Source organism: Streptomyces sp. WELS2 (assembly GCF_013870595.1).
Taxonomy (GTDB): domain Bacteria; phylum Actinomycetota; class Actinomycetes; order Streptomycetales; family Streptomycetaceae; genus Streptomyces.
In genome coordinates, this window is sequence record NZ_JACBWZ010000261.1 from 1 (window position 1) to 7,622 (window position 7,622).

The window sequence follows — 7,622 nt, forward strand, 5'->3', positions numbered from 1 at the left end:
GCCGTCACCCTGGCCGAGGACGTCCCGGGCCGGCTGCCCGGCCCCGTCCTGACCGCCTCCTCGGCCTGCTTCCGCACGAGTGGGCCGCGGCCCGCGTGACCGGACGCGGGGACACCCGCGGGGCGGCCGGCTCACGGCCGCCGCCGAGGACACGCGCTGCTTCCCGGTGCCCTTGCCGACCGCATGGCCATGCCGCGCACCACTCGGGGCCCCGGTGTCCGGGCCACGGGCGATCCCCTGGTGCGCAGCGCCTGTCAGGAGGCGGTCGGGTCAGCGGGCGGTTTCCCCGGGGGTGGCTGGGGAGACGAGGCCGTACAGCATCAGGTCGAGGGCGGCGAGCAGTTCCTTCGTCAGCGTGCCGGCCGGGCCGTCGGGGCGACCGCACCAGCGGTAGAGGGCGCCGAGGTAGATGTCCCGCAGGGCGTTGCCCACGTGCTCGGGGGCGACCCGCTCGCAGAACTCGCCGCGCTGCATGCCCGTGGCCGCGATCCGGGCGAACAGGTCGGCGAGGTAGGGCTCCTCGTCCAGGGGGTGACCCGCGCGGACCCAGGCCGTGAGCAGGGCCCCGGTCTCCTTCTGGTGCTCCTCGCTCATCCGGCCGAGAACCGTCATGCAACGGCGCAGTCGCTCGGCGGCCGAGCCGCCGCCGCTGTCCGAGGCCAGGGCGGTGGTGAGGGCGTTGCGCCGCTTCTCCCCCCAGGTGCTGAGCAGGTCTTCCTTGTGCTGGAAGTAGTTGAAGAAGGTGCCGCGCGCGACGTCGGCCCGCTCCGCGATCTGGTCGATGGAGGTGTCGTCGTAGCCCTGCTCCGTGAAAAGGGTGAGGGCCGCGTCGTAGAGCCGCTCCTTCGTCCTGATCTTGTTGCGTTCCCGTCGGCCCAGTCGGGCCGGCACCTGGTCCACTGCTCCCGTCGTACTCACCGTGACTCCGCTCTGCTGGTTGGCGATCAGATCCCTCCCCCTCCAAATTGATGTACCACGGTTTAAGTATGTTGTACAGTCAAACTTGGAGGGGGCGGGCGTTTCGTCCCGAAGTGCCAAGCTCCGGCGGCCGGTCCGCCGGAGCCGGTGGAGTCATGACGGCACGTCAGGTGCCCGTGTCAGCCGATCGTGGCCAGGATGCCGTTCAGGCTCTCGGGGCCCAGCAGGCGCCCCGCCGTGAGCTCGAGTCCCCAGTCCGAGCGCAGTTGGGCGCGCAACTGCGTCGCCATCAGCGAGTCCAGGCCGAGATCGCGCAGCGGGCGCCGGCGGTCGAGCTGGTCCTCGGGGATCTCAAGGACCCGCGACAGGCGCTGCACCAGGGCTTCCGCGGCCGTCGTGGGCGCCAGGCGCGGGTCGGCGGTGCCCGCGGCGGCCGGAACGGGGACATCCGTGACGGCGCGGTCCGGCGAGAGGGTGAGGGCCGGGGCGGGGACATCCGTGACGGCGCGGCCCGGCGAGAGGGTGAGGGCCGGGGCGGCGAGCGGTAGCAGCGCCGCGAGTGCGGCGGGGGCCGCCATGGTGTGCTGCCGTCTTCGCGGCACCGTGAGGCCGGGCAGCAGCCGGGACACGGCGGTGGAGGCGGAGGAGAGCGAGAAGAGGCGGTCCCCGGGGCGGTCGTAGAGGGCCCGCAGCTCGATGTTCAGGAACTCCGCGAGCACCGAGCCGTCGGAGCCGAGGAAGATCACGTCCCCCTGGGCGGTGCGGCCGCCCGCCGCGGGCCTGACCCGGCACAGCGCCCAGAACTCCTCGCCGAGCTCCGCGAAGGCCCGGACGGTACCGAAGGCCAGCGGTACGTACGTGACATGGGCGGGGTACGCGGCGAGCAGTGTCAGCAGCCCGGACTCCCAGCCGGCGGCCGTGGAACCGGCAGCCGGGCGCAGCCGGGCGACGGCGCCCCCGCCGCGCCGCCATACGTGCTGCACGGTCCGGAAACCGGAACCGATCCCGAATCGGTGCCGCTCGGCCGCCGCGTAGAAGTCGGCCGCCGACAGGTGGCTGTGACGCCGGGCGAGGACGGAGTCCAGCAGGCCGCGCCGGTTGCGCGGCCCGGCCGGCGAAAGCGGCTCCAGGCGGCCCTCCGCGCAGAGCTCCCACGGCCCGTCGGCGCCGCGCCGGGCCTCCGCCTGCTCGGTCCGGGTGCCGTCCGGCCCCGGGCCGTGCACCGTGACGCGGAGCGTGGTGTGCGGCACGTCCTCGAAGGTGAGGGCGGCGTCGCCCAGTTCCACTCCGGCCAGCGCGAACCGCTCGCCGGGGGCGGCGGCATGGCCCGTCTCGAGCAGGGCGCTCAGGTACACGGAGGGGAAGACCGGCGCGACACCGCGCACGGTGACCCCACAGGCCCAGTCGCCGACTCCCCAGTCCGCCAGCGGGGCCTCCCGCACGTGCGGTGCACGCGTGGCCGGCACCGTCGCGGCCGGGGTGCGCGGGGCGCTGTCGTGGCGCAGCGCGGTGGTGTCCCATGGGTAGGCCGGCAGGTCGACCACCGGCGGCAGGTCGCCGTACCAGCGCAGCCAGTCCACGTGCGCGCCGTGGGCGAAGGCGCGGCCGACAGCCTCCAGCAGGGCCGCCGGTTCGTCGCAGTTCCGGCGCAGGGTGGCGATGGCGGCCACCTCCCCGGCGGCGTCCGTGACCGTCTCGTCGACGGCCGCGGTCAGGAGGGGGTGCGGGCTGACCTCGACGAACACCGTGTCGGTCGCGGCCAGCAGCCGCACCGCCTCGGTGAAGCGGACCGGCCGGCGCAGGTTGTTCTGCCAGTACCGCGGGGTCAGTTCGTCCCCGCGCAGCGGTGCGGCGAGCACGCTGGAGGCCAGTTCGGTGCGGGCCGGGCGGGGCGCCAGGCCGTCGAGGGCGGCGACGAGGTCGTCGGCGATCAGGTCCATGTCGGGTGAGTGGGAGGCCACCTCGACCCGGACGGTGCGGCAGAGCACGTCTTGCTCCTCCAGGGCCTCGGTGATCGCGGTGATCGTGTGGGGTGGGCCGGCGAGGACCGTCGAGCTGGGCGAGTTGTCCGCGGCGACACAGGCGTCGGCGAACTCGGGGCGCTCGGCCAGGAACCGGCGTGCCGCGTCCGCCGAGAGCTCCACGGCGAGCATGACCCCGCGGCCGGCGAGGCGGCGCATCAGGCGGCTGCGGCGGCAGATCACCGCCGCGGCGTCGCGCAGGCTCAGCGCACCGGCCACGCAGGAGGCGGCGATCTCCCCCATGCTGTGACCCAGGCAGACGTCCGCGGAGAGGCCGGCCTCCTCCAGAGCCGCGGCGAGGGAGACACCGACCGCCCACAGGGAGGGCTGGACCTTGTCGATGTCGGTGGGGAACTCCTGTGCCTCGGTGAGGAGTTCGATGACGGACCAGCCCAGTTCGGCATGGATCGCGGCGTCGCACTCCGTCAGGGCGGTACGGAAGGCGGGAGAGGTCCTGAGCAGGCCCCGGCCCATCCCGAGCCACTGCGAGCCCTGGCCGGGGAAGACGAAGGCCGTACGCCGGGCGGCCGTGAAACCCGCCTCGGCGATGCCTCCCCCGGCGGGCGTGGCGCCCGCCGCGAGGGAGCGCAGCCGGGCCGCGACCGTCTCGTGACTGTCGCCCCGGACCCAGAGCCGGTAGGGGTGGGCGTCGCGGCGCAGTGCGGCGGCGGCGCATATCCGGCGGAGCGCGTGCCCGCGCCCGGGGCCGTCGAGGTAGGCGGCGTACGCCTCGGCCAGCAGGGTCAGCGACCGGGGGGACCGCGCGCTCAGCACCAGCAGCTGTTCCCCGTCGGCCGCCTGCGCGTCGGCCGCCCGCCCGTCGGTCCCGCGGGCGGGTGCGGCGGAAGCGGCCGCGGCGGGCCGGTACTCGCCGACGACGACGTGGGCGTTGGTGCCGGAGATCCCGAAGGAGCTGACGCCGATGTGGGCCCGGTCGCCGGACCTGGGCAGTTCGGTGTTCCGTGTCACGACGGAGATCGGAAGACCGTCCTGAGCGATGACCGGGTTGGCCTCCCGGCAGTGCAGCGACGCCGGGATGACGCCGTGCCGGGCGATCAGGACGGCCTTGATGAGCCCGGCGATGCCGGCCGCGGACTCGGCGTGCCCGATGTTCGTCTTCACGGAACCGGTCGGTAAAGGGCGGCTGTCGGGCCGTCCCGCGGCCTGGGCCAGGGCCCGCAGCTCCACCGCGTCCCCCACGGCGGTGCCGGTGCCGTGGGCCTCGACGTAGTCGAGCAGGTCCGGTGTGATGCCCGCCGCGCGGCAGGCGGTGCGCAGCATGTCGACCTGTCCGCTGATCGCGGGCTGGAGCAGCAGACCGCTCCCGCGTCCGTCGTTGTTGACGGCGCTGCCGAGGATCGTCGCGAGGATCCGGTCGCCGTCGCGCTCGGCGTCGCCCAGCCGCTTGAGCACCACGACCCCGACGCCGTCGCTGCGCACGAATCCGTCCGCGTCCTTCGCGCCGAAGCGGCAGTGTCCGCCCGGGGACAGCATGCCGCCCTGGGAGTAGGCGATCGCGTCGTGGCTGGAGAGCAGCAGGTTGACGCCGGCGGCGATGGCGAGATCGCACTCCCCGGTGAGCAGGCTCTGCCGGGCGGCGTGCACCGCGACGAGGGACGACGAGCAGGCCGTGTCCAGCACCATGCTGGGGCCGAGGAGGTCGAGCGCGAAGGACAGCCGCCCGGCCGTCACCGCGCGCAGCCGGCTGCCGACCATGTCGCGGACGTGGGGGCCGTCGGGCGCGGACGTGGCCTCGGAGTACTCGGCGGTGGCCTGTCCGACGAAGACCCCCGCGTGCGTACCGGCCAGTGCCGAGGGGCGGATGCCGGCGTGCTCCAGCGCCTCCCAGGCGACCTGGAGGAGCATCCGCTGCTGCGGGTCGACGGTCCGTGCCTCGGCCGGGGAGATGCCGAAGAAAGCGTGGTCGAAGGAGAAGGCGTCCTCGACGAAGCCGCCGTGCCGCGAGGCCGTCTTGCCGGGCACGCCGGGCACGGGGTCGTAGTCGGCCGCGACATCGAAGCGCTCGGCAGGAACGGTGGTGACGGAGTCCAGGTTGGCCAGCAGGTTCTCCCAGAACTGGGCCGGCCCGCGGGCGCCCGGGAAACGGCATCCCATGCCGACGACCGCGAGAGGGCCGCCAGACCTGTGCTGGCGGGGGGTCCCGGGGGCGGGTCGCACGTGCTTCATGTGAACGGTCCCATCTCTTCGAATCCGACCGGTGGGCCATGACAGCAGCCACAATGGCTTTAGCGCGATGCAAACTTACACTGGAACCCAAACTTAGTCCCCGACTTCTTCTTCAAGGTTTCTTCACGTCTCGACTGCCGAGACGAAGTGGCGAATGTCCCTCAACAGGCGGTTTGAGGCAGCCGAGAGGTTCGACGAGAACGGACCGGCGGGCGCGCGGATGTGACGTGTCGTCACGTCGGACGGCCCGCCACGGTCGCGACGGGCGACGCTCGGCCCGGAGAGGTCCGCGACCCGGCCCCGGCCGGGTCGTCGGCGGGCTGCGGTGATCGCGGTGAGTGGTGCGGCGCAGAGGCCCGGAGCACCGGCGGAGTTCCGCGCCGGATGGCCTCGTCGTGCGGAGGATCTGCGGCGCCGGGTCATCGCGTGGAGGACCTGCAACGCCGGGTCATCATACGGAGGATCTGCGACGCCGGCTCAACGTACGGAGGACCGGTGGTGCCGGCTCATCGTGCGGTGGATCTGCGACGCCGGCTCAACGTACGGAGGACCGGTGGTGCCGGTCCGGATCCTGTGGGAGCAGTTCGCTGGTGGCGGCCCGCACAGGGGAGGTCACACGAACCCTCGCCGCCGTCCGCGGTGCGGCCCGCCCGGGGTCGCGATGCCGTGCAGCAGCAGATCGAGGGCCTCCTGCAGATCGGCGCCGAGCGAATGGCGTGCCGACGGCGGCCGGCCGGCCCAGCGGCAGAGCACACCGATGTAGAGGTCGCGCAGGAGTTCGCCGACCTGCCCGGGATCAAGGGTGGCGTGGATCTCTCCGCGGGCGCGGCCGCACTCGACGATCTCGGCGAACACCGCATCGAGGTGCGGCTCCCGGCCCAGCGGGCGCCCCGCCTGCACCCACCCGGTGAGCATCGCCATGCTCAGGTCCAGGTCCTCCTCGTTGAGCGCGCCGAGGACGGACATGCAGGTGCCGAGCGACTCCGCGACGGGCATCCCGCACCGCAGGCACGATCCGAGACGGCGCGTCAGCGCCGTTGTGCGCTCCTTCATCCACGCGCAGATGAGGGCGTCCTTGCGCGGGAAGTAGTTGAAGAAGGAGCCGCGCGCGATGTCGGCGTGCTCCGCGATCTGCGCGACCGACGTCTGCGCGTACCCCTGGCGCCGGAAGAGGGTCAGGGCGGAGGCGTAGACGCGCTTCCTGGCTCGCTCCTTGTTCCGGCCCCGACGTGTCGTCACACCGGCTTGCTCGTCCGAGGGCTGACGCACGCGGGCTCCAGGTGGGGGGTTCATGGGGGGTTCATGGGGGGCTCTTTGAACTTGAGTTCATCTATGGCCTAGAGCCTAAGCAGGCGACTACTCCCACGTCAACGCCGGGCCGGCCCCTCGGCGAGGCCCGCGAAGTTGATCTTTTGCATCGCGATCCATTTTTAGTTTGTAGCCTTTCAATGAACTCGAGTGTATGTTTAGCCCGTCGAGCCGACCGGTCCGGTCGAACTCCGCGATGGAGGCATCCTCATGACGACTGCTCAGCCCCGCTTACCTCAGGTCGCACCGCCGCAGCACCAGGACCTGCGCGGCAGGGTGGCCGAACTCGACGCCGTCCGTGCCCAGGTGCACGCCGGGCCGTCGTCCCGGGCGACGCAGGTGCAGCACGGCAAGGGCAAGCTGACCGCCCGGGAGCGCATCGCGCTCCTGCTGGACGACGGCTCGTTCCACGAGGTTGAGCCGCTGCGGCGGCACCGGGCACAGGGTTTCGGCCTGGAGGCGAAGAAGCCGCACACCGACGGCGTCGTCACCGGCTGGGGCACGGTCCACGGCCGCAAGGTCTTCGTCTACGCACACGACTTCCGGATCTTCGGCGGCGCGCTGGGGGAGGCCCACGCGCAGAAGATCCACAAGATCATGGACATGGCCCTGTCCACCGGAGCGCCGCTGGTCTCGCTCAACGACGGCGCCGGCGCCCGGATCCAGGAGGGCGTCACCGCACTCGCCGGCTACGGCGGCATCTTCCGGCGCAACACGGCTGCCTCCGGGGTGATCCCCCAGATCAGCGTGATGCTCGGCCCGTGCGCGGGCGGCGCGGCGTACTCACCCGCGCTGACCGACTTCGTCTTCATGGTCCGCGGTATCTCGCAGATGTTCGTCACCGGCCCGGACGTGGTCCAGGCGGTGACCGGGGAGCGGATCTCGCACGACGGGCTCGGCGGGGCGGACGTCCACGCGGATGTGTCGGGCGTCTCCCACCTCGCCTACGCCGACGAGGAGACCTGCCTGGAGGACGTGCGGTACCTGCTGTCGCTGCTGCCCCGGAACAACCGCGAACTGCCCCCCGCCGTACCGTCCGACGACCCGGCCGGCCGGCGCTGCGAGGCGCTCCTCGACCTGGTCCCGGCCGACGGCAACCGCCCGTACGACATGCGCAGGGTGATCGAGGAGATCGTCGACGACGGCGACAGCTTCGAGATCCAGCCGACCTGGGCGACCAACGTGATC

The 7,622-nt window shown here is 72.7% G+C and carries 4 protein-coding genes; 1 reads left to right on the forward strand and 3 read right to left on the reverse strand.

Annotated elements, in window-relative coordinates; genetic code table 11:
- Positions 1-270: 270 nt before the first annotated feature.
- The 3 genes from H5J33_RS16995 to H5J33_RS17005 form a co-directional block, all read right to left on the reverse strand.
- A complete protein-coding gene (locus tag H5J33_RS16995; protein ID WP_309485419.1) occupies positions 271-900 on the reverse strand; it encodes a TetR/AcrR family transcriptional regulator in 630 nt (209 codons plus the stop codon).
- Positions 901-1,097: 197 nt separating this feature from the next.
- Entirely contained in the window at positions 1,098-5,126 is a 4,029-nt protein-coding gene (locus H5J33_RS17000) for a type I polyketide synthase (RefSeq protein ID WP_258565168.1), read from the reverse strand.
- A gap of 612 nt (positions 5,127-5,738) precedes the next feature.
- Positions 5,739-6,395, reverse strand: a complete 657-nt coding sequence (locus H5J33_RS17005; RefSeq protein WP_181795760.1) for a TetR/AcrR family transcriptional regulator — start codon at positions 6,393-6,395, stop codon at positions 5,739-5,741.
- A 249-nt stretch (positions 6,396-6,644) separates the two neighbouring features.
- Here H5J33_RS17005 and H5J33_RS17010 point away from each other — a divergent pair.
- A partial coding sequence (locus tag H5J33_RS17010) for a carboxyl transferase domain-containing protein (RefSeq protein WP_309485420.1) occupies positions 6,645-7,622 on the forward strand: 978 nt, incomplete at its 3' end.